This window comes from Franconibacter helveticus LMG 23732 (genome assembly GCF_000463115.2).
Classification (GTDB): Bacteria; Pseudomonadota; Gammaproteobacteria; order Enterobacterales; family Enterobacteriaceae; genus Franconibacter; species Franconibacter helveticus.
Genome location: NZ_AWFX01000042.1, coordinates 378,526 through 399,829, shown reverse-complemented (window position 1 = coordinate 399,829; position 21,304 = coordinate 378,526). Strand labels below are relative to the sequence as shown.

Genomic DNA, 21,304 nt, shown 5'->3' with positions numbered 1-21,304 from the left:
TATGTAATTTTTTTCATTCATTAGGGAGAGGTATGATTAACAAAATTTCTGGCATCGCGATCGCCCTGGTCGGGCTCGCTTTGCTTTATATGGGAGGACAGCTCCTGCTCGCAGGCGGCAGCCCTTTCTATGCGCTGATGGCGGTGGGGCTGCTCATTACCGCCTTTTTACTGTTTAAAAACAAACGCAGCGCGCTCTCTTTTTATGCCGTGCTGATGTGGATTACGCTTGCCTGGATAATCTATGAAGCGGGTTTTGATAAGTGGCAGTGGATCCCGCGCGGCGACCTTTTCGGCGTCATCGGCCTGTGGCTCGCGCTCCCCTGGAGCGTGCGCGCGCTGACGAACCGCCAGCGCCGCTTCCATCCTTTCCTCGGCACTACCGTTGCGGTGATGATTGCGCTGGTAGCAGGGCTTTGCTTCTATGACCCTATCCCGCAGGAAGGCACTGTCGCCAATGAGAGAACGGCTTCTGCCGCCGACGTCGCCGGCAACGACTGGAGCGCCTACGGCGGCACCACCAACGGCCTGCGTTTCTCCTCTCTTAAGCAAATCACCCGCGATAACGTAAAAGATCTGGAGATCGCCTGGACTTACCACACCGGCGATTTACGAGAAGGCGACGATGCGACGGAGTACACCTTCGAAGCCACGCCGCTCAAAGCCAACGGCATGCTCTATTTCTGTACGCCGCATAACGAAGTGCACGCGCTCGACCCGGAAACGGGCAAGGTGAAGTGGAAGCACACGCCTGCCAAAGACCGCTCTTACCTGCAACAGCATCAGACCTGTCGCGGCGTGAGCTACTATGAAAGCGTCGCTGACGCTGCGGCGCAAAACGGCACGCAGCCGGCTATCTGCCGCAAGCGCATTTTTAACGCCACGACCGATGCGCAACTGGTGGCGCTGGATGCCGACACCGGCAAGCCGTGCGCCGATTTTGGCAATAACGGCGTGGTTGACCTGCATGCCAATATGGGCGACGTTCGTCCGCACGCGCTGATGCAAACCGCTGCGCCGCTGGTGGCCGGCAAGCTGGTTATCGTCGGCGGCTCGGTGATGGATAACGGCTTTAACAGCGGCAACCCGTCGGGCGTTATCCGCGCTTATGACGCGGTAACCGGCCGTCTGGTCTGGAATTTCGATCCGGCTAACCCGCAAGAGACCCAGCCTGTCGCCGCGGATAAAAACTACCCGTACGATACGCCTGTCGCCTGGGGCACCCTCAGCGCCGATCTGAAAAACGGCCTGGTTTATGTGCCGTTCGGCAACGCCTCGCCGGATGAGCTGGGCATAAAGCGCGACCCTGCCAGCAATACGGAAAAATTCCGCGATGCCCTCGTGGCGCTGGATCTCAACACGGGCGCTTTCAAATGGCGCTACCAGAGCTCCCGCCACGATCTGTGGGACCGCGATAACCCGTCTCAGCCTTCGCTGCTCGATATCGACTACCAGGGCAAAAAACAGCCTGTGGTGATCCTGCCGACCAAAACCGGCAACCTGTTTGTGCTTAACCGTCTGACTGGCGAGCCGGTCTACCCGGTAAATGAAGCCCCGGTATCCACCCAGGGCGGCGTGCCGGGCGAAAAATTCGCGCCGACGCAGCCGGTTTCCAGCCTGAACTTTATCCCGCAGCCGCTGACCGAAAAATCGATGTGGGGCATTACGCCGTTTGACCAGATGGCCTGCCGACTCGATTTTAAAAAGCTGCGCTACGACGGCAACCCGTGGACGCCTGCGACGGAGCAGGGCGCGATTATTTTCCCGGGCAATATCGGCGTCTTTAACTGGGGCTCTGTCGCCATTGACCCGGAGCGCCAGCTGCTTGTCGCTTCGCCGGTGCGTCTGGCTTACAAATACACGCTGATCAAACGCACGCCGCAAACGGCTACCGAGCGTATGTTCACCAAAGACGGCCAGCCTTACTGGAACGAAAACTTTAACGGCGATTACGCGATCCACATCCAGCAGCTTGCTTCAGGCTTAGGGATCCCGTGCATTGCACCGCCGTGGGGACGCCTGGCGGGCGTTGATCTGAAAACCGGTAAAACCGAGTGGCTGCGCCGCGTCGGTACCACCAAAAACCTTAATACCACGTTCCTGCCGGGCCGCTTCCCGATTGGCTTCCCGATGGGGATGGTAGCGCACGGCGGACCGCTGCTGACGGCGGGCGACCTGGTGTTCCACGGCGCGACGGCGGATAACTTCTTCCGCGCTTACGACAGCACCACCGGCGAATTGCTGTGGCAAACCGAGCTTTCCGCCGGGGCGCAGGCCACGCCGTCCACCTTTATGGGCAAAGACGGCAAGCAGTACGTGGTGATTGCCGCAGGCGGTCACGGTTCGCTTGGCACCAAAGCGGGCGACAGCGTTGTCGCTTTCCGGCTGAAATAACGGTTCACGTTGTAAAGGCGCCTGCGGGCGCCTTTTTTGTCGCCGTTAAAAACCTGCCGTCGCGCGTAAGCGCCAGGTGCCGGATCTCTGCCTGCCGGCATTGTGGTGGAAGATGGCGACGTCCGAACGGCGGCGGTCATAGGTAAAGCCTTTTTGCGCGGTCTCAGCCCCGCGCCGGTTGCGTTTTCGCATTGCCGCCACAGGAGACCGGCCCGGCCTGATTTTTCAGGCCTCAGTCTGTCGCTTCCGGCAGCAGCATGATCATTTTCAGCGTACGGTTGCTGGCAAGCTGCCAGCTAACCTGCCGATAAGCGACCCGTCCTTGCTGCTCATGCTGAAAAAGGCGTTCGCCGCCTTCACGCGCAATCACCTGCTGGCGCTGCCAGAAGCCGCGAAAGGTCGCGCTTTCCTGCGTCATCTGTTCTACGAAAAGGTTAAGCGCTTCATCATGCGGGTAGTGCATGGCGTCGGCCCGCAGTTCCGCGACGATGCGGCTGGCGCGCGTCTCCCAGTCCAGCACCAGCTGCTGCGCCAGCGGATGAAGAAACATAAACCGCATCATGTTCGGCTGCGCGTCTTTATCCAGCCAGCCGCTGAACAGCGCCTGCGCCTGCGGGTTCCACGCCAGCATATTCCAGGTTAAATCCAGCAGATAACAGGGGCCTGAAACCTGATTGACCGCCGCCAGCACCGCCTCTTCAACCAGCGGCACCGGCTCGTCGAGCGGGTCGTTTTGCAGCGCCAGGCGGAAAAGATAGTGCCTTTCGGCGGGTTTCATTTTCAGCGCCGTCGCAATGTTTGAAAGCGTCTGCGCGGAGACGGTGATATCCCGCCCTTGTTCAATCCAGGTATACCAGGTCGTGCTGATGCCGCTTAGCTGGGCCACTTCTTCACGGCGCAGGCCGCGGGTGCGGCGGCGAGCCGTAACGGGCATGCCGAGCAGCGCAGGCGGCGTATTTTCCCGCTGGGTGCGTAAAAAAGCGCCCAGCGCTTTTGGGCCGGAAAGCGGCGTGGTTTCCATGGTGGTACTCCCTGATACCAGTATAAGTAGCAATATTGTACCCGTATAAAGCGCGCAGTATAGTCCCTTCACTCCTCCGGTTTTTCTGACCATAAGGCGATAAAAATGACAGCAAACACACACGAAGCATTAGTTGGGGCGCAGTTTGGCGACCAGGCGCAGGCGTATCTGCAAAGCAGCGTGCATGCGCAGGGTAAAGATTTAACCCGGCTGGCCGCGTGGCTCGACGATAAGGCGCACGCCTCGCTGCTGGATATCGGCTGCGGCGCGGGCCATGCCAGTTTCGTCGCCGCGCCAAAGGTCGCTCACGTTACCGCTTACGATCTGTCAGACAAAATGCTGGCGGTAGTGCAGGCGGCGGCGCGCGAACGCGAACTTCATAATATTGACACCCGCCAGGGCCAGGCCGAGGCGCTGCCTTTTCCGGCGGCGAGTTTCGATGTGGTGATAAGCCGTTATTCCGCCCACCACTGGCACGATGTCGGCATGGCGCTGCGTGAAATAAAGCGTGTGCTGAAGCCCGGCGGCGAATTTATCCTGATGGATATCGCTTCGCCCGGCCAGCCGGTGCGCGATGTCTGGCTGCAAACCGTGGAAATGCTGCGCGACCCGTCCCATGTCCGCAACTACTCGCAGGGCGAATGGCTGCGGCTGGTCAACGAAGGGGGTATGACGGTGCAGGAAATGGCGGCTGACCGTCTTGAACTGGAATTCAGCAGCTGGGTGGCGAGGATGCGAACGCCTGCGCCCCTGGTGACGGCGATCCGCCTGTTGCAGCAGACCGTTTCCGACAGCGTGCGCGAGCACTTTAGCATTCAGCAAGATGGCTCGTTCACCACCGACACCCTGATGTTCCGGGCGCGGTAAAACGTCTCTTTTGCCAGCAAAGCCAGTCTGCGACTGGCTTTTGCATTATTTCACCGGGCGGATAACCGGAATGTGCGGCGCGGCGTCGGCAGGCAGGTGGCCCGTCAGGCGCGGATCTGCCTGCACTTCAACCTGAACGGCGTAAGGCCTGAAGCCGGAGCGGATATAAAAGCCAAGCGCAGAGGGGTGATCGAACGAGCAGGTATGCACCCAGAAGCGTTGAATGGGGCGCGACCAGGCAAGGTTTATGGCCTGGTTCATGACGGCGCGTCCCAGCCCTTTGCCTGTGGCCTCGGGCGTCAGCCCCAGAAACGACAGCTCGCATTGCCCCGGCTCGCTAAAATCCAGCTCCAGAATGCCCGCCTCCTGCTGGTTCGCTTTGATAACGTAGATGTCGACGCTTTCGCGGTTAAGAATGGCGCGCAGTTTTTCGTCGCTCATCAACAGGCGTGAATACCACAGCCAGGCGGAGCCGACCTTGCGAAACAGCGCGCGGTAGGCATGTAAATCGGGGTTTTGCAGCTTTTCCAGCGTCACGCCGGCTGGCAGCGCGGCGCCTTTTTTTTCCGGCTCGTTCAGCATTTCAAGGCAGGTGACTACGCTTGCAACATGGCCCGGCGCAACATCGGAATAACCAACCGGAAGGGTTCTGTCTGAAGAGGTCATGCGCTTTCCTTATTCATTCATTTTGCAGGGAATGGCGGTTTCTCGTTTTACGTTCCCTAAAACCTACTGTTGCCTTTGCGGCATGGCTACGTTTTTTTGCCGCGCCTTTTAAATACAGAACAATACGATGCCGGCGCGTGACCTCGCCGGATAGCTATCTGACCAGGCGGCGTAAAACCTGCTTCAGCCAGTCGGTGGCCTCGCGTTTGCCGCTGCGCAGGTGGGAGTAAATTTTTACTTCGAACGGCGGCACGGTAAAGGGCAGCGTAAACAGGGCGACGCCTGCCGCCTGCGCCAGCCGGGTGGCGGCGAAACGCGGCATCGCCATCAGCAAATCGCTCTGCGCGACGATAAACGGCCCGCTCAGCATAGAGGGCGTTTTCATCGTCACCTGGCGCGTATGGCCCAGACGTTCCAGCTGGAGATCCAGAATGCCCTGGCGCTCATTCCAGGGCGTGACCACCAGATGGCGGGCCGCCAGATAATCTTCCAGCGTCAGGCCGGTACGGCGGGGATGGCTGATAACAACATACTCATCCTCAAACCAGTCGATCGCCTCCAGATCCGGATGCGTAACCTCATCCGGCACGCTAAAGCCCAGCGCCAGATCGACTTCGCCAGCCAGCAGCTCGTTCAGCGCCGGGCTGTGCGGAAGATAGCGCAGCTCAAAGCGCACGCCGGGCGCGCTGCGCTCAATCTCTTTTATCAGCCCCGGAAAGATGCAAAAAGCCGTATAGTCCGTTATCGCTATCTGAAAACAGTAGTCGCTGGCGGAAGGGTCAAAAGCGGGCCGCGGCGAAAGCTGCTGGTTTAGCGCCGCAAGCGAAGAGGCGATGGCGGGCGCCAGCTCGCTGGCGTAGACGGTGGGGCACATCCGGTGGCCTTCGCGATAAAAAAGCGGGTCGTTAAAGGCGGCGCGCAGGCGTGAAAGCGCATGACTGAGCGCCGACGTGCTCATAAAGAGTTCATCCGCAGCCTGTTTTACGGAACGGTGGCGAAACACCGCCTCGAAAACAGGCAGCAGGTTAAGGTCAAGCTTTCGCAGCGCAGGATGCATAGCGTTCATCATTTGTTGAGTTAGTTGCACTTCATGCAGGACAAAATAGCGCTTATGCTTGTCAGCCTCAATCCAGTAACCACAGGAAAACCCATGACTATCCGCATTCGCGAAGCGCGCGATACTGACGCCGAAGTGATTTACAACATGATTTATGAACTGGCGGTTTATGAAAAAGCGCCGCAAGAGGTAGTGACTTCGCCGCAGGAGATCCGCGAGACGCTGTTTGGCGCAGAGAGTAAAACCGAAGCGCTTATCTGTGAAGCGGACGGCGTGACGATAGGTTATGCGGTGTTTTTTACCAGCTACTCCACCTGGCTTGGTCGTAACGGCATCTACCTGGAAGATCTTTATGTGTCGCCGGATGCGCGCGGGCAGGGCGCGGGCAAGGCGCTTATCAAACATATCGCGCAGCTGGCGGTACAGCGCCAGTGCGGACGCCTGGAGTGGAGCGTGCTTGACTGGAACCAGCCCGCTATCGACTTTTACCGCAGCATTGGCGCGCTTCCCCAGAGCGAATGGGTGCGCTATCGCCTTGACGGCGAGGCGTTGCTGAACTTCGCGGAGCGTTAATGACGCTGCCAGCCGGGGCGGATGTTTTACGGCGTCCCGGTTGGCGCGGCAATAAGAGGATCGCGTAGCGGCGGTTATTCACGGCAAACGCTTTATTTTACATTTCAGAAACATTAAAAGCGTTTAAGATGTCGCTTCAGCCAGCCTGCCCGAAAAACTCAGCGCCTGATAACACCTGCCTGTCGCGCTGAAACCAACAATGCGCAGTAAAGCGGCACGCGGTAATGGATCCCCTGCAAAAGAGATAAGGTCAATGGCTTCTTCAGAATGTAATGCCCGGACAACAGCAACCATCGCTCCCCCCGCCACGGATACCTCTAAATTTCTCGTCAATATTGTCGGCGCCGTCGCCCTGACGCACGCCTGCAATGACGTTATCCAGGCTACGTTGCCCTCGATATTCCCGATGCTTAAAGCGAGCTATGCCCTGTCTTATACGCAGATTGGCATGATTGCGCTGGTCTACCAGATAACCGCTTCGCTGCTCCAGCCGTGGGTCGGGTTGTATACCGATAAACACCCTAAACCTTTTTTGCTGCCGGCAGGCATGGGGGTGACGCTGCTGGGGATTGGCCTGTTAGCGATGGCGGGCAGTTACCCCATGCTGCTGCTGGCGGCGGCGCTGGTGGGCGTGGGATCGTCGACGTTTCACCCCGAGGCGTCCCGCGTGGCCAGAATGGCCTCCGGCGGACGATTCGGCACGGCGCAGTCCGCTTTCCAGGTGGGCGGCAATGCCGGAACGGCGTTCGGCCCGCTGATGGCGGCGCTTCTTATCCTGCCGCATGGCCAGCACTCGGTCGCCTGGCTTATGTTAATCGCTCTGCTGGCGATTTTTGTCCTTTCGCGCATCAGCCTGTGGACGGTGCGCCACGGCCATGCGCATAACAAAAGGCATAACCGCGTCACGGTGGAGCCTCTTTCCCGGGGGCGGGTAATCCTGGCGCTAAGCGTCGTGGGCGTGCTGCTGTTCGCTAAATTTACCTACATCGCCTCCATCAGCAACTACTACACTTTTTACCTTATGCAGCGCTTCCCGGTTTCGCTGAAAGAAGCGCAGCTTTGCCTCTTCGCCTTTCTGGCGGCGGTGGCGGTCGGGACGTTTATCGGCGGGCCAGTGGGCGATCGCATTGGCCGCAAAGCGGTGGTGTGGATCTCTTTTCTCGGCGTGATCCCCTTTGCGCTCGTTCTGCCGCACGTCGGTTTTTTCTGGACCGTGGCGCTGACGCTGGTGATTGGCGTCATCTTCTCGTCCGCCTTTGCCGCACTGGTTGTCTATGCTCAGGAGGTGGTGCCAGGGCGGACCGGCATGGTGTCGGGCATTATGTTCGGCACGATGTTCGGCGTAGGCGGCATTGCCGCCGCAGGGCTTGGCAAACTTGCGGATCTCTACGGCATTGTTTCGGTGTATAACGCCTGCGGTTTCCTTCCGCTGTTAGGGCTGGCAACGCTGCTGATGCCGCAAGTGAAACACAAACCTGATTAATCTTTCTGGCTCAGGCCTGCCGCTGGCAGGCCTGGTCACCAGGGTAATGCGCGCGCAGGCAGCCGTCAGGGCGGTTGTAAATAAACCCTGATACAGACAACGCGTTAACAGAAGTTACTCGTTACTTAAAAGAACAGGCGGAAATTAATTTACGGCTTTATTTTGTTGTTGCGCCGCGTGGTATTTCTCTTTAAATAACAGCTCCACTTCTTCCAGGCTTTTTCCTTTCGTTTCCGGCACGTAAAAGCTAAATAAAGTGAAAGCCACGCAGATGGCGGAAAATATCCAGAACGTTTGCGAGACGCCAAGGCCATTTAACATGGGTAAAGAGAGCAGGGCGATAACCAGATTGGTGGCGAAAATAACAAAAATGGAAAGGCTGGTGACTTTGGCTCGCGCTCTTAACGGCGAAATTTCAGAGATCATTAAAAAGCCAAGCATGCCTGGGCTAATGGCGTACATCACAATATAAAAAAGCAGTGAGGCCAGCGCGAGCCAGTTGCTGGCGGGGAATGCCGGAACGGAAAACAGCACCGCCAGAATAACCAGGCTTGCGGTTAAGCCAACGGCGCCAGCTATCAGCAGCGGCCGACGACCGACTTTGTCGACAATAAGCATACCCACAACGGTGAAAATAACGTTGGTCACGCCTAAGCCAAGGGTGCCCATCCAGGAGACCGACGAGGTAAACCCGCTGGACTGAAGGATTTGCGGCGCAAAATAGATGACCAGGTTTATACCGCAGGCGTTGGAAAAGAAGGCGACCAGCACGCCGATAATAATCATCGGGCGCACGTGTCCGCTCAGCAAATCGCGCCAGCGCATGGTCTGCTGTTCAATTTTGTCCAGGCGCTCTGTCTCCTGCATTTCCGCCTCAACATCTTCGCTTCCCCGGAGCTTTTTCAGCGTAACCAGCGCGGCATCCCGACGTTTGACGGCAATAAGCCAGCGGGGAGATTCCGTTACAAACAGCACGCCCACCGCCAGCATCACGCCGAAGATCCCGGCGATGCCGACCGGAAAGCGCCAGGCGCCGCTGCTTTCCGCGCCAGCGTTAACGCCATAGGCCAGCACAATCCCCACGGTAATCATCAGCTGGAAAGAGGTCACCAGCACGCCGCGGATCTTTGCAGGCGAAAGCTCGGCAATATAAACAGGCACAAGCACCGAAGAGGCCCCGACGCCTATCCCCTGAAGAATGCGCGCGGCGGTAAGCGCTTCAATGCTCTGGCTCAAGCCGGAACCGGCTGCGCCGACGGCAAAAAAGAGACCGGAAATAAACAGCACTGCCTTACGGCCATATTTATCGCCCAATGGGCCAGCGGCGAGCGCGCCGATCATCGCGCCAAATAAAGAGGTGCTGACCACCACCCCTTGCATAAGATCGTTTATGTGAAACGCTTTGCCGATATAAACAATAGCGCCGCCAATAATGCCCGTGTCATAACCAAAGATAATTCCGCCGACAGAAGAGATAAGCACGGAAAGCATGATAAAGAGGCTTGCTTTTATTTTTACAGGCTTGTCTGACGCATGTCTGTTTTGTGAAAGCACCATAATATTCACCTGCCATAAGTCATGTTGTGATGATTTAATTCAGTGACGGAATAACCGTCGCGCCCAGCGCGCCGGCAACGTCGCCTAATTCAGAAGGAACAATCGTTTTATTAATGGCATAGGCTTCTGAGCGGGTGAGCGCCTGCTCAAGGCCTTCTTTAAAGAGCGGGTAATAATGGGCGGCGCTGCCGCTGAGGATCGTCAGGTCCGGCCCGTACAGCGTTAATAAAGTGACCAGCCCCCGGCCAAGATAATTCCCGTAGCGGTGAAACAGGGCCGCCACGTCTTCCCGCTGGGCCGCCATTTCGCGATAAAAATCGCGATCCTGCTTTTCAAAAGCGATGCCCGGCAGCGCCTTTTCCAGGTTCTGTTGCAGCCAGCTTCGCGAGGCCAGCGTTTCCCAGCATCCGTGCAACCCGCAGTAGCAGGGCGCCGGGTTGCCGGAAATGGGAATATGGCCCGCTTCGGGATGCTGCCCGCTGCTGGTGCGAAACGGCTTGCCGTTTTCCAGCAGCGCGACGCCGATGCCCGTGCCAAGCGTCACCATCAACAGACGCTGACTGTTAATGCCCGCGCCGAAGTGATATTCGCCAAGCACGGCGGCAACGGCGTCGTTATCCATGCTGACTTTTACCCTGAGCTCCTCGCGCAGCATTTGCGCGAGCGGGAAAAAGGAAAAGCAGGCGAGCGTATCTTTATTGGTAATGACGCCCGCTTCGGTATCCACCGGCCCGCTGGCGCCAATCCCCAGGCTGACAAGCTCCATACCGGGCGGAATGAGTTCAAGCACATGGGAGGCCAGCGCTTTCGCGCGCTGGCTTTGTTCGATGCTGCTGAACAGTACGGTGGGAACCGTTCTGGAACTTACGATCCCGCTTTCACCGTGAATAAGGATACGGGTGCCTGTGCCCCCGAGATCGACGCCCGCTCTGACCGCTGAGGTTGTGGGATTCATACCGCCACCGTAATTTTTTGACCGTACAGGAAATGCCCCGGGATAAAGCCATTTTTTTCCGCCAGCGCCACCGTCAGGTGCTCAATGTAGATAAACCCGCACAGCAACTGGCCCAGCTCTTCGCCCTGCGGCACAGGCAACAGCGCCGAGCCGGCGTAAGGCGTTTGTCCAATGGTGACAACCTGGGTGCCGTTCGCCAGCATCTCGGCGGCGAGCTTTTCCAGCGTTTCATCGCCGGGTTTGCCAAGCAGCACCGCCAGCATGCCTTTGCCGGAGGTTTCCAGCGGGCCGTGGCGGAATTCGCCGCCGATAAACCCTTCGGCGCTGACTTTCGACGCTTCTTTGGTGATCAACGCGCCGGTAAGCGCGTTCGCGGCGTAAGCGCCCGTGCCGATGTAAGCAATACGGGGACGTTCGGCGGTAAAGAGCTGCCCGGCGATGCCCGCCACGCTGGCGCTTTCGCCCACCAGCGAGCGAATGCCCGCAAGCGCTGCCGCTGCTGCGCTGCACACTTGCGCTTCATCTTCGCCAAGCAGGCTGGCGAGCACGCGGTGACAGGCGATAAGCGTGTTGAGATAGCTTTTGGAGCTGACGGTCGCTTCATCGCCGCTCTCCAGCGTCACCAGCACGTCCGCTTTTGCAGCCAGCACGCTTTCCCGGTCGTTGGTCAGGCCAATCAGCGTGCGCGGACGGCGGCCTTTTTCCAGCAAAGCGACCACTTCTCCGCTCATGCCCGACTGGGAGGTCGCCCAGAGCAGGGTGTTCTCTGTGATAAGCCCCGGCATATCCAGCAGGCGACCGGCGTCCACCCGCCAGACAGGGTAGCCGCGGTTAGCCAGCGCGCGCTCAACCGGGATCAGCGCATAGTCCGATGAACCCATACCGGTCAGGATTATCCTGTCATAGCTGGCAAGCTGCACCGTGCGCAGCGTCGCGGGCAGCGGATTCGCAAGTTGCGCTTCAACGGCCTGCGGCTGCATGGCGATATCATTTTCATAGGGGGTAGACATAAAAACCTCTCAGTAACGTTAACAGTACGGTTACACCCTATATGCACGATATCGTGCAAGTCAATGCACGATATCGATTATTTGATAGGGTTAACTTATTGCTGGCCTGTGAGGTAAGTCATTAAAAGCCGGGTTAAAAGGGCGAGATGCCCGAATAATGTGTTAAAATCGACTGCACTTAATTGTGCGAGGGATGAAGAAATGCAGGCAAACGAGAGGCGGGAGAAGATCCTTTCCCTGCTCAGCTCCACCGGGTATCTGAATGCCAACCAGCTGGCGGAAGCCTTCGCGGTAGACAGTTCAACCATTCGTCGGGATTTAATTCACCTGGAAAAAACGCAGCAGATTATCAGAACCCATGGCGGCGTACTGCCTGCGCTCGTCACGCAAGAACAGGACACGCCTTACAGCATCCGTAAAAACCGGCATCATGAAGCGAAGGCGGCCATTGGCGCCTATGCCGCTTCGCTTATTGCCGACGGTGATTCGGTAATACTGGATAACGGCTCTACGGTTTATGAGCTTGCTGAAAAACTCACGACAAAAAAGAACCTGACGGTCATCACCAACGATCTGAACATTGCCATGCTGTTAAGCCAGTATCCGGCCATCAACCTGAATGTTACCGGCGGCGCGGTTGTCGGCAACTCCTACACCCTGGTTGGCCCGGATACCACGCGAAAGTTCAGCGAAGTTTACGCAGACTGGGCGTTTCTTGGCGCGGAAGGGGTGCATCCCGAGGCGGGCATCACTAACGTCAACGCCATCGAGCTGCCCACAAAAACGGCCATTCTTAAAGCCGCGAAAACGCGCGTTGTGCTGGCGGACTCCTCCAAGCTTGGTTATCGCGCGCTTTCGCATGTTTGCAGCATTGCGGAGATCGACTTGATTATCACCGACAAAAAGAAAAGCGAGAAAAGCGCGGCCGCTTACGGGGATAAGCTAAGGCTTGTGGATCTCTGAGCGGCGCAAGGCGCGCCGCCCGAAAGCTAGCGCGCCTGCACCGGGTTTTGCAGCGTCTGGATAACCGTGGTGACGACGCCGATAACTTCCACGTTGGCATGTTCATGCAGCGGGATCGGGGCATAGGCGGGGTTTTCCGGCCACAGGCGCGGGCGGGGCCAGAGCTGTAACCGCTTGACGGTGAACCCGTCATCCAGGCGGGCGACCACGATATCGCCATGGCGCGGTTGCAGGCTGAAATCCACCAGCAGCAGCGAGCCTTCCACAATGGCGGCGTCGCGCATGGAATCACCGGTCACCCGCAGCACATAGGTGGCGGAAGGGTGGGGAACCAGCTGGCGCACCAGGTCAATGGCGCCGTCCAGATAATCCTGCGCCGGGCTGGGGAAACCGGCGGAAATCCGTTCCAGATAAAACGGCAAATCAAGTGAAGCGGAGGCGTCAATCTTATACCAATCCATATTAACGGCCTGTTTATTTATACTGTATGTATATCCAGTATAATTAGCGCGGCGCAATTAGCAATGCCCGCCGCTTCGCTTTACAGGATTAGTCTGTTTAACTTCATGAATCTAAAAGTAAAAATTTATTCATAAAAAAACAAACCCCCGGCAATATTAATTTAGCGGTTATTTATTGGCCGCAGGGGGTGTATTTGGCGCGGCCTGGTTTGCTATTCAGCCCGCCGTTTTGCCTGCGGCGTTTTATTATCCAGGCGCGAAAATGATTAATATGGCTTCAGGTTTAACTTTATTGGCAGCGGCTTTGCGGCCGCAGGCGCGGCCGCTTCTCTTACGGAAGGCGCTATTTGTTTTCGTCTTCTTGCTTCATGCGCGCCCGAATGCCGCCCTCTATCATCGCTGTGCCTTCCATCGGTTCGTAAATGGCGCCTGTGCTGTTCGGCTGCGGCTGCGCTTTTGCTATTGAGCGGCGGGCGACGTTTGCCGACAACTTTTCCGTCGTATCGGGAAAGAGGTTATGCGAGAGTGTCGAGGCGTGGGCTTTCCAGCCTACCGGCATCTCTTCCTGCGGATTCAGGCAGGCTTCCACCAGCGCATCGATAACAATTTTCGGGTCATCCATCGCCGCCATGCGCGGCGCGTGGCCGGTATAGTTAGCCGCGTGCGTCCACCAGGGGGTGTCCACCGCCCAGGGCATCACCGTCGCCACTTTTATATCTTTAAAATCATTCAGTTGAAGCTCTTCGTTAAGCGTGCGGCTCAAACTCAGCACGGCGGCTTTGGAGGCGGCGTAAGAGGCCTGATAAGCGAGCGGCACCTCGCTGTCCACCGAACCGACGTTAATGAGCACGCCGAACCCCTGCGAAATAAAATGGTTGATGGCTTCATGAGCGCCATAAATAAGCCCTTTCAGGTTGACGTCAATAAGCCGCGCATGGTCCGCCACCGGGATCTGCCAGAAAAACCCCAGCGCGCCCACGCCGACGTTATTTATCCAGATATCAATATGGCCGAAGCGCTGAATGGCGCTGTCGGTGAGCATCGCCACTTGTTCCGGGTCGCTTATGTCTACCGCCACCGCCAGCGCTTTGCCGCCCGAGGCGGTAATATCAGCGGCGAGCGCCTCAAGCTCCGCTTTTCGGCGTGCGGCCAGCACCACGTTTGCGCCCATATCCGCAAGCTTTATCGCCGCGCCGCGCCCGAAGCCGCTGGACGCGCCGGTAATCACAATAGTGGCGTTCACCAGATTTTTTCTGACCATATACCAACCTCCGTAAAGGTAAACGTAATGAGGCGCGCGACAGCGTGCCCGAATCCTGTCTCATTGAGTTTAGTTGGCAGTCAGCACGGTGAGCAGCGCCTTAAGCAAAAAGTTGCGGCGTCTCACGGCGCCCGGCTTAAATAAAACGAACGGAAAACAGGCAGTCACGATAATAAAACTGGCCCGGCCTGGCGTGAAAAATAAACCTTGTTTTTAGAGGAAAAAACAAATTAATAATATTTCCGCAACAAAATAGCAGGCGGGTTCAGATAAAACGCTGGCGTAAAGAATTGCAAAATATTTGAATTTATTATTGCAGCGTGATATTAATTTTTACGTGTTTAACTACCGAGGGCAATTTTCATCCGCAACGACGAGAAGCAATACCGCGGATAAATTGAATCTATATGAGCAGGTCAATCAGGACGAACGCTTCGCTTTTCATCTCTTCACACTTCTTTTATCTCCTTAACGGCGAGCAGCACTGGCGCAGCGCGCTATAGTGCCATTTCTCTTGCGCCCACGCCCGTTGGCGATGTGGCTAACCGCTTAATTTTTTATCTATTTTGCTCTGCGGCGCAACGCTGCGGTAGCGTTTTATAAGCAGGAGAGAAATGATGTTTTACTGGATTTTATTAGCGCTGGCCATTGTTGCAGAAATAACCGGCACGCTGTCATTAAAATGGGCAAGTCAGGACGACTCCCTGGCAGGATTTATTTTGATGATGGTGATGATTTCCCTTTCTTATATTTTCCTTGCCTTTTCAGTGAAAAAAATCGCCCTTGGCGTGGCGTATGCCATGTGGGAAGGGGTTGGGATTATCTTAATAACGATTTTTAGCGTTCTGTTGTTTGATGAAACGTTGTCGGTCAGTAAAGTGGTCGGCCTTGCGATTTTAATCAGCGGGATTGTGCTGATTAAAACCGGCACCCTGAAGAACAAAACCACGGAGGTGCAGCATGGCGTTTGAATGGATCCATGCCGCCTGGCTGTTGCTGGCTATCGTGCTCGAAATCGTCGCCAATATCTGGCTTAAGCTTTCGGACGGCTTTCGCCGCCCCGTTTATGGCGTGCTGTCGCTGCTGGCGGTACTGTCTGCGTTTACCGCGCTGGGCCAGGCGGTTAAGGGGATAGAACTGTCGGTTGCCTACGCGCTGTGGGGGGGCTTCGGCATTGCCGCCACCGTGGCGGCGGGCTGGGTGCTGTTTGGCCAACGCCTTAACCATAAAGGCTGGGCCGGGCTCGTGCTGCTGCTGGTGGGCATGGTTGTAATAAAGCTCGCCTGATGTGATCGCCGTCAGAACTCCATGACGGCGAAACGTCTCGCTTGCGGATATATAGATTAGCTGGAGTGATGTTTTGCTAATGTATATCCATAAATTCCTAAAAAATTATCGGCAGCGAGAAAAATAAAACCGATGCATCAGCCGTTCCGGGGTCGTACTGTGCCCACCGCGTGGGCACTTTTCGTGATGATATTTCTGTCAGGCGTCGGGTTAATTTTTTCCGTAGTGACGCTGCTTTACCTCTCGCTTAACTTAATCAGCGCCAAAACCAACGAGATAGAAGAGCATCGCACCGCGCTGTCCGTCAGGGGCGCGATTCAGATCACGGCGAATAAAATGTCGGCGCTGGTAACGGACAATGCGGTCTGGGATGACGCCGTCAGGGAAGTTTATCGCCCAAAGCTTGATGAAAGCTGGCTTTTCAGCACGTGGGGAACGGGCTTTAAAATCGGCAACCTTTACGACGGCACCTTTATCCTTGATGAACATTTCCGCGTACGGTGGGGCGCGTTTAACGGCGTCGCCAGCGGTGATAAAACCCGTGATTTCTTCGGCCGGGGGCTGGATGCGCTTATCCGCCAGCATGCTGCTTCACTGCGTAACGACAAAGTGGTCTACGCCGGGCTGACGCGCACGCAGGAAGGGGTGGCGTTTGTGGCGATAGGCCTGGTGCGCCCGATGCGGGCGCCATTGCAGGCGCAGGGAGAGACCCGGCGCTATTTGCTGCTTACCCGCCACCTGACGCCGGGGCTGCTGCGTGAGCTTGGCGACACTTTCCAGGCGCCCGGGCTGGCTTTTACGCAACAGAAAATCTCGCCTGCCAGCGTGCCGCTGCAAAGCGCGGCGGGCGAAACCCTTGGCTATCTCAACTGGACCCCCTCGCAGTCGGGCGCGCAGGCCGCCAAAGCCTCTTCCGGCACCTTTATCCAGATAGTGGTGAGCGCCGTCGGGCTTATCCTGCTGTTTATTCTCTTTAGCTGCGTTGGGCTCTACCGGCTGGCGCGGGGTGAAAAAAGGGCGCGGGAAATCGCGCGGCTGGACTGGTTAAGCCGCCTGCCGAACCGTCGGGCGCTGATCGAACGGCTCGAACAAGGCAGCCAGCGCGCCGAGGGCGAAGTAAAGAGCGTCGTGTTTATCGATCTGGATGGTTTTAAGGATGTGAACGACATTTACGGCCACGATACCGGCGACCAGCTTATCGTTACGCTTGCCGCCGCCTTTCGCCAGAGCGTGCCATCCGGCGGCATGCTGGCGCGCATGGGCGGAGATGAGTTCGCTATGTTGCAGGAGGGCGAAGCGGCGCATGAAAAGGCGGTCGGCTGGGCGAACGGCATACTTGATTATCTGAGCGCGCCGGTGCAGGTAGGGGAGCGAGTTCTGCATATCAGCGCCAGTATCGGCATCGCTTCCGGCTCCTTGCAGGATTGCTCCAGCAAAGAGCTGTTCCGCCGTGCGGATATTGCCATGTATCACGCCAAGCTCAACGGCAAGGGGCGGTTGATGCATTATGACGGTGAGCTTAACCGGGTGCGGGAATTTCAGCTGCTTGTTGAGAATGATATCCGCAACGGGCTGGAGCGCGACGAATTTGAGGTCTGGTACCAGCCCATCGTCGATGCCGGCAGCGAGAAAATGGTAGGGGTTGAAGCGCTGCTGCGCTGGCCCCGTCGCCCGGCAGGCGCACTGGCGCCCGATACCTTTATCAGCATCGCGGAAACCAGCGGCCTGATCCATGCCCTGGGGCAGTTTGTCCTGCGCCGCGCCTGCCGCGATTTACAGCCGCTTTATGATCTGAAGCTTTCCGTGAATATTTCGCCCGCCCAGTTCCGCGACCCGGAGTTTGAAAACAAGGTGGCGAGAGGACTGCGGGAAAACCATTTTCCGGCGGCGCGTTTGCAGCTTGAGGTAACGGAAACTTACGTGCTGGAGAACCCGGAGCGAGCGGCGGCGGCCATTGCCAACCTGAAACATCTCGGCATGACGATTGCGCTGGACGATTTCGGCACCGGCTATTCCAGTATCGGTTACCTGCGGCGCTTCAATTTTGACACCATCAAAATCGATAAATCGCTGGCGGGCCGGGTAGACAGCGACCCGCAGGCCGCCGCGCTGGTGAGCGGCACCATCCGCATCGCCAGCGCCCTTGGCATGGCGGTGACCGCCGAAGGGGTGGAAAACGCCCGGCAAAAATGGCTGCTGCGCCAGGCTGGCTGCGACGCGTTGCAGGGCTACTATTTTAGCCAGCCGATGACGATAGACGATCTGCTGCGGCTTCGCCGGGAGCAGGGCGACAGGCCGCTAGTGGCTTGCGAGCGCCTCGAGCCGCTCGCGAAAACCTGTCACTGAAATCGCCCGGTTATCGGCGCGGTAGCGGTCTTTCGCCGCCGGCGCCGAGCTTTGCACGCCAATAAGCTGCCAGCCGTTGTCGGTGTTAAGCATCAGCGGCGAGCCGCTGTCGCCGGGCAGCGTATCGCACTGGTGAGACAGCACGCTGCGCTGCGCCCAGCCAGTGACCAGACAGTCGCGATGGCTGTAAAGCGTTTCCAGATGATCTTCCGGGTAGCCGGACTGCGTAACGCGACGTCCCATTTTGCGCAACGCTTCGGTCAGCGCCTCGCGATCGCCGGTGAACAGCGGCAGCGGCGTGATGGCGGAGGGCGGGTTGCGCAGCGCAATCAGGCCGAAATCGTCCGGCGCGGCGGAAGGCGGCACAATCCAGCCGTCGCCGTCCGCTTTCAGGCGACGCCCGAGGGACGATTCAACCCGTCCTTCGATATCGTGAATTTCATAGCGCCAGCCTCCTTTAAGCGAAACAAAGCGCAGCGCCACCGGGCGGTCCGCTTTGCCGCGGGGCGGCTTCAGCAGGCAATGACCCGCGGTAAGGGCAAGGTGCGGGGAGATAAGCGTGGCGGTGCACAGGTTGCCGCTCTCGGTTTCCAGCTGACCGATGGCATCCCAGGGCGCGTCGGTGGGGTTATCAACGCGTACGCGGTCGTCATGGCCAAAAAACAGCGTGGCTATCTCACTGGTCGCCTGTGGCGCTTCGCCGACATCCGCATGGGCAAAAAAGACCGGCAGAAAAAACGTTCCCAGCAATAAGACAACGGTTTTATGCATATCACTCTCTGGTGGGCAATTATGATTATAGAAGTAACCCTGCCCTGTAACTATAGACGGGACGCGGTGAAAGCGGGAACAAAATCAGCGCACTAGCCCCGCTTACAGATAAAAAACGCCAGCAATCACGCCGCAAAGAATAAGCAGAGTAAGAATGAGCTCAAACTGATAACGGCGCATGTTCCTGGCCTCTTAAAAAACGCGATAAACGCACAAGCCGGCGGTGGCAAAGAGTCTATCCGGCAACGCGCGCGGCTTCCGTGAGTCATTGGTATCGGCCTGTAACAAGATGTACAGCCGCAATGCGTTGAGCTTTCGCGGCTTTTATCCGTCGCGCAATGCGTTTATCATCCGGCGCGTTTAACGTAAAAGCGGCAGATGCCGAAAAAAGGTCAACACGCCTGAGGAGGCACATTTATGAACCAGGGTCCGCTTAACGAAAAAGAGCTGGAGTGGCTTGACGACGTGCTGGCGAAATACGGCAACGACGACTCGGTGCTGGACGTTTCGGAGCTCGACGGCATGCTGACGGCGCTGCTCTCCGGCCCGCGCGAAATTGAACCCGCTCAGTGGCTGACGGCGCTGTGGGGCGGAGAAAAGCAGATCCCGCGCTGGTCTTCAGAGCGCGAAATGACGCGCTTTATGAACCTAGTCTTCCAGCATATGAATGATATTGCCGACCGCTTAAACGACGCGCCGGATCAGTTTGAACCGCTGTTCGGCTACCGGGAAGAAAATGACCGGGAGTATGTGGTGGTGGAGGACTGGTGTTTCGGCTACATGCGCGGCGTGGCGCTGGACGACTGGTCAACGCTGGCGCCGGAAATGCAACCGGCGCTTGACGCAATCGCCCTGCATGGCCAGCAAGAGCATGTCCAGAAGCTTGAGCGGATGACGGAGCAGGAGTATGAGCAAAGCCAGCAGGCTATTCGCCCGGCGGCATTGCAGCTCTGCCAGTTCTGGCAGGCGCAGCCGGAACTGCGGCAAACGCCGGTAACCGCCGAACTGAAGCCAGGCCGTAACGATCCCTGCCCGTGCGGCAGCGGCAAAAAATATAAAAACTGCTGTTTGCATTAAGCCTGAGTGGGGCGGGCGCCGCCTGCCATAGCAGACGGCGCCGTATCCTTATAAATAACGCGCCTCTAAGTGCGCCCGGAAATAGCGTGCGCTCAACTCTTCACCCGTAGCGTGGGTAATAAGCTGCGAGGTGGAGAAGCGGCTGCCGTGCTGCCAGATATTCTGGCGCAGCCAGTCAAAAAGCGCGCTGAAATCGCCCTGCGCGATGTCGTCATTTAATTGCGGCAAGGCGGCGCGGGCGGCATGGAAAAGCTGCGCGGCATACATGGCGCCAAGCGTATAGGAAGGGAAGTAGCCGAAACCGCCGTCGGTCCAGTGGATATCCTGCATACAGCCGTCGCGGTAGTTGCCTTTCGTGGAAAGCCCCAGCCACGCCTGCATTTTCTCATCCCACAACGCCGGAATATCTTCCACTTCAATATCGCCGTCGATAAGCGCCCGCTCAATTTCATAGCGCAGCACGACATGCGCCGGGTAGCTCACCTCGTCGGCGTCCACGCGGATGTAACCTGGCTTCACGCGCTGGTTCCATGCCACATAATTCTCCGGCGCAAAGGCGGGCTGCTCGCCGAAACGTTGGGCGATCTGCGGCAACAGGCGCATAAGGAAAGCTTCGCTGCGGCCAAGCTGCATCTCAAAAAAGAGACTTTGCGATTCATGAATGGCGGTAGAGCGCGCCAGCTGCACCGGCTGGCCTGGCCATTCACGCGGCAGGTTTTGCTCGTAACGGGCGTGGCCGGTTTCGTGGATCACGCCAAACAGCGCGCTGAAAAGCTCATTTTCATTATATCGGGTGGTAATGCGCACATCTTCCGGCACGCCGCCGCAGAAAGGGTGCGCGCTGACGTCAAGACGCCCGCCGTTGAAATCAAATCCAAGCAGCTTCATCGCCTCCAGCCCCAGTTCGCGCTGGGTGGCGGTAGGGAAAGGGCCTTGCGGGGCGATAAGCGTGCGCTGCGCCTGTTTCTCCGTCGCTTTCGCAAGCAGATCCGGCAGCCAGCTTTTGAGGTCGGCGAACAGCACGTCGAGGCGCGCGCTGGTCATCTCCGGTTCGAAAATATCAAGCAGCGCGTCGTAGCGGGAGCAACCTTTCGCTTCGGCACGCAGCGTCGCCTCTTCACGGCTCAGCTTCACAACGTCTTTCAGGTTTTGCGAAAAGCCTTCCCAGTCGTTATTCGGGCGCTGGGTGCGCCAGGCGTGCTCGCAGCGACTCCCCGCCAGTGATTTCGCCTCCACCAGCGCTTCCGGCAGCAGCGAGGCCTGCTCGTAATGACGTTTAATCTCGCGCAGGTTGGCGCGTTCAACGTCATTAAGGTTCTCCTGTTCCGCGCCGGCAATCCACTGGCCGACGTTTTTATCGGTCAGGATCTGATGCTGAAGCACGCTCATTTCCGCCAGCGCTTCGCCGCGCGCCTGGCTGCCGCCTGGCGGCATCATCGCAAACATATCCCAGCTGGCGATGGACGAAAGATGAGAGAAGCGGGAAAGCCGCAGGAAGGTGCGGGTAAGTCGCTGATAATTTGTCAGTTCCATAAGGCCTCGTGGCAGGATGGGGA

20 protein-coding genes are annotated in these 21,304 nt (G+C 57.7%); 9 read left to right on the top strand and 11 right to left on the bottom strand.

What is annotated here, in order from left to right; all coding sequences use genetic code 11:
- The first annotated feature begins 32 nt into the window (after positions 1–32).
- Entirely contained in the window at positions 33–2,393 is a 2,361-nt protein-coding gene (locus tag DW56_RS12135) for a membrane-bound PQQ-dependent dehydrogenase, glucose/quinate/shikimate family (RefSeq protein WP_024562110.1), read from the top strand.
- A 232-nt stretch (positions 2,394–2,625) separates the two neighbouring features.
- Here DW56_RS12135 and DW56_RS12130 read toward each other — a convergent pair whose 3' ends face one another.
- Entirely contained in the window at positions 2,626–3,414 is a 789-nt protein-coding gene (locus DW56_RS12130; RefSeq protein ID WP_024554556.1) for a helix-turn-helix transcriptional regulator, read from the bottom strand.
- A gap of 105 nt (positions 3,415–3,519) precedes the next feature.
- On the opposite strand from DW56_RS12130, the gene DW56_RS12125 reads away from it, so the two are divergent.
- Positions 3,520–4,281, top strand: coding sequence for a class I SAM-dependent methyltransferase (locus tag DW56_RS12125; protein WP_024554555.1), 762 nt, complete (start codon positions 3,520–3,522; stop codon positions 4,279–4,281).
- A 45-nt stretch (positions 4,282–4,326) separates the two neighbouring features.
- On the opposite strand, the gene DW56_RS12120 is transcribed toward DW56_RS12125, so the two are convergent.
- Positions 4,327–4,947, bottom strand: coding sequence for a GNAT family N-acetyltransferase (locus DW56_RS12120; protein ID WP_024554554.1), 621 nt, complete (start codon positions 4,945–4,947; stop codon positions 4,327–4,329).
- 154 nt (positions 4,948–5,101) lie between these two features.
- Positions 5,102–6,016, bottom strand: a complete 915-nt coding sequence (locus tag DW56_RS12115; protein WP_024554553.1) for a LysR family transcriptional regulator — start codon at positions 6,014–6,016, stop codon at positions 5,102–5,104.
- A gap of 81 nt (positions 6,017–6,097) precedes the next feature.
- On the opposite strand from DW56_RS12115, the gene DW56_RS12110 reads away from it, so the two are divergent.
- Together DW56_RS12110 and DW56_RS12105 are read left to right on the top strand one after the other, a co-directional pair.
- On the top strand, positions 6,098–6,577 hold the full coding sequence (locus tag DW56_RS12110; protein ID WP_024554552.1) for a GNAT family N-acetyltransferase: 480 nt from the start codon (positions 6,098–6,100) through the stop codon (positions 6,575–6,577).
- Positions 6,578–6,830: 253 nt separating this feature from the next.
- Entirely contained in the window at positions 6,831–8,060 is a 1,230-nt protein-coding gene (locus tag DW56_RS12105; protein WP_029589819.1) for an MFS transporter, read from the top strand.
- Positions 8,061–8,204: 144 nt separating this feature from the next.
- On the opposite strand, the gene DW56_RS12100 is transcribed toward DW56_RS12105, so the two are convergent.
- From DW56_RS12100 to DW56_RS12090, 3 genes are read right to left on the bottom strand one after another with little or no spacing between them, the layout of a single operon-like run.
- Positions 8,205–9,617: a sugar porter family MFS transporter gene (locus DW56_RS12100; protein WP_024554550.1), complete on the bottom strand. Its 1,413-nt coding sequence runs from the start codon at positions 9,615–9,617 to the stop codon at positions 8,205–8,207.
- A gap of 34 nt (positions 9,618–9,651) precedes the next feature.
- The gene (locus DW56_RS12095) at positions 9,652–10,572 is read right to left on the bottom strand and encodes an ROK family protein (RefSeq protein WP_024554549.1); all 921 of its coding nucleotides are present in this window, start codon (positions 10,570–10,572) and stop codon (positions 9,652–9,654) included.
- Entirely contained in the window at positions 10,569–11,582 is a 1,014-nt protein-coding gene (locus DW56_RS12090) for an SIS domain-containing protein (RefSeq protein ID WP_024554548.1), read from the bottom strand. The genes DW56_RS12095 and DW56_RS12090 overlap by 4 nt, the downstream gene beginning before the upstream one ends.
- A gap of 201 nt (positions 11,583–11,783) precedes the next feature.
- On the opposite strand from DW56_RS12090, the gene DW56_RS12085 reads away from it, so the two are divergent.
- Complete coding sequence (locus DW56_RS12085; RefSeq protein ID WP_024554547.1) at positions 11,784–12,545, top strand: DeoR/GlpR family DNA-binding transcription regulator; 762 nt, start codon at positions 11,784–11,786, stop codon at positions 12,543–12,545.
- A 26-nt stretch (positions 12,546–12,571) separates the two neighbouring features.
- On the opposite strand, the gene umuD is transcribed toward DW56_RS12085, so the two are convergent.
- The gene (gene umuD / locus DW56_RS12080; protein WP_024554546.1) at positions 12,572–13,006 is read right to left on the bottom strand and encodes a translesion error-prone DNA polymerase V autoproteolytic subunit; all 435 of its coding nucleotides are present in this window, start codon (positions 13,004–13,006) and stop codon (positions 12,572–12,574) included.
- A 343-nt stretch (positions 13,007–13,349) separates the two neighbouring features.
- On the bottom strand, positions 13,350–14,267 hold the full coding sequence (locus DW56_RS12075) for an SDR family NAD(P)-dependent oxidoreductase (protein ID WP_024554545.1): 918 nt from the start codon (positions 14,265–14,267) through the stop codon (positions 13,350–13,352).
- 617 nt (positions 14,268–14,884) lie between these two features.
- Here DW56_RS12075 and mdtJ point away from each other — a divergent pair.
- The 3 genes from mdtJ to DW56_RS12060 all read left to right on the top strand — a co-directional run bounded on the left by mdtJ (position 14,885) and on the right by DW56_RS12060 (position 17,900).
- Positions 14,885–15,238 carry a multidrug/spermidine efflux SMR transporter subunit MdtJ gene (mdtJ, locus tag DW56_RS12070; RefSeq protein ID WP_024554544.1) on the top strand — a complete coding sequence of 118 codons (354 nt, stop codon included), beginning with the start codon at positions 14,885–14,887 and terminating at the stop codon, positions 15,236–15,238.
- The gene (gene mdtI / locus DW56_RS12065; protein ID WP_024562109.1) at positions 15,228–15,554 is read left to right on the top strand and encodes a multidrug/spermidine efflux SMR transporter subunit MdtI; all 327 of its coding nucleotides are present in this window, start codon (positions 15,228–15,230) and stop codon (positions 15,552–15,554) included. Before mdtJ ends, mdtI begins: the two co-directional genes overlap by 11 nt.
- A gap of 132 nt (positions 15,555–15,686) precedes the next feature.
- On the top strand, positions 15,687–17,900 hold the full coding sequence (locus tag DW56_RS12060) for a putative bifunctional diguanylate cyclase/phosphodiesterase (RefSeq protein WP_024554610.1): 2,214 nt from the start codon (positions 15,687–15,689) through the stop codon (positions 17,898–17,900).
- Here the strand turns inward: DW56_RS12060 and DW56_RS12055 are convergent.
- Both DW56_RS12055 and ydgU read right to left on the bottom strand, forming a co-directional pair.
- Complete coding sequence (locus tag DW56_RS12055) at positions 17,853–18,671, bottom strand: trypsin-like serine peptidase (protein WP_024554611.1); 819 nt, start codon at positions 18,669–18,671, stop codon at positions 17,853–17,855. The genes DW56_RS12060 and DW56_RS12055 overlap by 48 nt on opposite strands.
- A 102-nt stretch (positions 18,672–18,773) precedes the next feature.
- Positions 18,774–18,851: a small membrane protein YdgU gene (ydgU, locus tag DW56_RS23220; protein WP_459561948.1), complete on the bottom strand. Its 78-nt coding sequence runs from the start codon at positions 18,849–18,851 to the stop codon at positions 18,774–18,776.
- A 237-nt stretch (positions 18,852–19,088) separates the two neighbouring features.
- Between ydgU and DW56_RS12050 the strand changes: the two genes are divergently transcribed.
- On the top strand, positions 19,089–19,748 hold the full coding sequence (locus DW56_RS12050) for a YecA/YgfB family protein (RefSeq protein ID WP_024554612.1): 660 nt from the start codon (positions 19,089–19,091) through the stop codon (positions 19,746–19,748).
- Positions 19,749–19,796: 48 nt separating this feature from the next.
- On the opposite strand, the gene DW56_RS12045 is transcribed toward DW56_RS12050, so the two are convergent.
- Positions 19,797–21,281, bottom strand: coding sequence for a carboxypeptidase M32 (locus tag DW56_RS12045; protein WP_024554613.1), 1,485 nt, complete (start codon positions 21,279–21,281; stop codon positions 19,797–19,799).
- Positions 21,282–21,304 lie beyond the last annotated feature (23 nt).

Excerpts from the sequence above, each read along its gene's own strand:
- DW56_RS12045 (WP_024554613.1), bottom strand. The coding sequence starts at position 21,281 with ATGGAACTGACAAATTATCAGCGACTTACCCGCACCTTCCTGCGGCTT.
- DW56_RS12125 (WP_024554555.1), top strand. The coding sequence starts at position 3,520 with ATGACAGCAAACACACACGAAGCATTAGTTGGGGCGCAGTTTGGCGAC.
- ydgU (WP_459561948.1), bottom strand. The coding sequence starts at position 18,851 with ATGCGCCGTTATCAGTTTGAGCTCATTCTTACTCTGCTTATTCTTTGC.
- mdtI (WP_024562109.1), top strand. The coding sequence starts at position 15,228 with ATGGCGTTTGAATGGATCCATGCCGCCTGGCTGTTGCTGGCTATCGTG.
- DW56_RS12090 (WP_024554548.1), bottom strand. The coding sequence starts at position 11,582 with ATGTCTACCCCCTATGAAAATGATATCGCCATGCAGCCGCAGGCCGTT.
- DW56_RS12075 (WP_024554545.1), bottom strand. The coding sequence starts at position 14,267 with ATGGTCAGAAAAAATCTGGTGAACGCCACTATTGTGATTACCGGCGCG.
- DW56_RS12055 (WP_024554611.1), bottom strand. The coding sequence starts at position 18,671 with ATGCATAAAACCGTTGTCTTATTGCTGGGAACGTTTTTTCTGCCGGTC.
- DW56_RS12120 (WP_024554554.1), bottom strand. The coding sequence starts at position 4,947 with ATGACCTCTTCAGACAGAACCCTTCCGGTTGGTTATTCCGATGTTGCG.
- DW56_RS12135 (WP_024562110.1), top strand. The coding sequence starts at position 33 with ATGATTAACAAAATTTCTGGCATCGCGATCGCCCTGGTCGGGCTCGCT.
- DW56_RS12060 (WP_024554610.1), top strand. The coding sequence starts at position 15,687 with ATGCATCAGCCGTTCCGGGGTCGTACTGTGCCCACCGCGTGGGCACTT.
- DW56_RS12105 (WP_029589819.1), top strand. The coding sequence starts at position 6,831 with ATGGCTTCTTCAGAATGTAATGCCCGGACAACAGCAACCATCGCTCCC.
- DW56_RS12130 (WP_024554556.1), bottom strand. The coding sequence starts at position 3,414 with ATGGAAACCACGCCGCTTTCCGGCCCAAAAGCGCTGGGCGCTTTTTTA.
- DW56_RS12050 (WP_024554612.1), top strand. The coding sequence starts at position 19,089 with ATGAACCAGGGTCCGCTTAACGAAAAAGAGCTGGAGTGGCTTGACGAC.
- mdtJ (WP_024554544.1), top strand. The coding sequence starts at position 14,885 with ATGTTTTACTGGATTTTATTAGCGCTGGCCATTGTTGCAGAAATAACC.
- DW56_RS12115 (WP_024554553.1), bottom strand. The coding sequence starts at position 6,016 with ATGATGAACGCTATGCATCCTGCGCTGCGAAAGCTTGACCTTAACCTG.
- umuD (WP_024554546.1), bottom strand. The coding sequence starts at position 13,006 with ATGGATTGGTATAAGATTGACGCCTCCGCTTCACTTGATTTGCCGTTT.
- DW56_RS12110 (WP_024554552.1), top strand. The coding sequence starts at position 6,098 with ATGACTATCCGCATTCGCGAAGCGCGCGATACTGACGCCGAAGTGATT.
- DW56_RS12100 (WP_024554550.1), bottom strand. The coding sequence starts at position 9,617 with ATGGTGCTTTCACAAAACAGACATGCGTCAGACAAGCCTGTAAAAATA.
- DW56_RS12095 (WP_024554549.1), bottom strand. The coding sequence starts at position 10,572 with ATGAATCCCACAACCTCAGCGGTCAGAGCGGGCGTCGATCTCGGGGGC.
- DW56_RS12085 (WP_024554547.1), top strand. The coding sequence starts at position 11,784 with ATGCAGGCAAACGAGAGGCGGGAGAAGATCCTTTCCCTGCTCAGCTCC.